This window comes from Nocardiopsis sp. NPDC006139, from assembly GCF_040614155.1.
GTDB lineage: Bacteria > Actinomycetota > Actinomycetes > Streptosporangiales > Streptosporangiaceae > Nocardiopsis > Nocardiopsis changdeensis.
This window is the reverse complement of the sequence record NZ_JBEXTT010000047.1, coordinates 1-1,151: the sequence shown is the minus strand read 5'-3', so window position 1 is coordinate 1,151 and position 1,151 is coordinate 1. Positions and strand designations below refer to the sequence as shown.

2 protein-coding genes are annotated in these 1,151 nt (G+C 70.3%); both read right to left on the bottom strand.

The features are described 5' to 3' along the window. Positions 1-108: 108 nt before the first annotated feature. Positions 109-312 (bottom strand): hypothetical protein, encoded by a 204-nt coding sequence (locus ABZ249_RS31875; protein ID WP_355270105.1) that lies wholly within the window; start codon positions 310-312, stop codon positions 109-111. Positions 313-442: 130 nt separating this feature from the next. Next, on the bottom strand, positions 443-949 hold the full coding sequence (locus tag ABZ249_RS31870) for a hypothetical protein (protein ID WP_355270104.1): 507 nt from the start codon (positions 947-949) through the stop codon (positions 443-445). Positions 950-1,151: the final 202 nt, after the last annotated feature.

Here is a 1,151-nt window from a genome sequence, read left to right as displayed (position 1 = left end):
GGTGCGGCCGGTGGACCTGCTCATCGACCAGGTGGACAGCCTGATGATGGGGTTCACGAGCCTGCGCCGCCTGATCGGCGTGGAGCTGGTCGAGGCGGACACCGCGGGTCAGCCGTCGGACGCGATGCACTGGCTGAGCAGGTTGAGGTCCAGGTTGATGAGGCCGAGAGCGTTCTGCTCGTCGATGCACTCCTCGTAGGACTTCTGCCCGCCGGCGGCCGTGGCCGGGGCGGCGTTGGCCACCCCCGCGCCCGCGCCGAGCAGGCCGGCGGCGAACAGACCCGTGACGGCGATCTTGAGAGCGGTACGCATGGAATCCCCCCGTTGCTCTGATCCGATGATCATTCGGGCACAACGCCCACCAGGGGGAATAACCCTTCGATCATGAATTGAAACGCTGCGCGTTCGCATCGGGCGCTCCGGCGGACTGTCGCGCGGAGTCTCAGCCGCTGTCCCGACGGCGGTCCGCGGGAGCCGGGTCGAAACGCAACTCGTTCTCGTCGAGGGCGTTCAGGACGGTCAGGTCTCCCCCGTCGAACCGGAAGCGGACGTCGACGCACCCCTTGCGTTCGAGGAGGTCGACCCCCCGCAGCTCCCGGCCGCGCAGCCCGTTCGGAGCGGGGTGGGCGTCGGGGCGCCGACACAGCGTGAACCCCGGCCACCGGACCGGGGCCGCGGGGTCGACGGTGTTCCAGGTGATGGAGAGGTCGTCCAACCGGGCGTGGTCGACCTCCACCTGCTCGCCCTCGAAATCGAGGAGCACGGGGCAGTCGGCGAACCACTCGTCGCCTTCGACGTCCCAGACCAGCCAGGTCCGGGTCAGCCGCCGACCGGCGAGCGCCCGCAGCCGGTCGCCGTAGGCGCCGATCGCGGCGGCGCCGACGACCCACCGGGGGCGGTAGCCCCCGATCCCGAAGTCGAACGCGGGAACCTCCTCCTCAAGGCTCACAGGCCCTCGGACCGGCGGGGCGCGGACGCCTCCTCCGGGCCTTCAGAACCCCGCCGGGCACCCCGCCGCCCCAGGCACAGGCACAGGAGAACGGTCCCGGGCCGCGGCGCTCCTGGGAGATATCTGGCGAACGAACAGGGGATCCGGGTATATAAGGCGCAAAACGCCCCCGACATTCCCTTTTCCCGTGTCACCGGCTTTT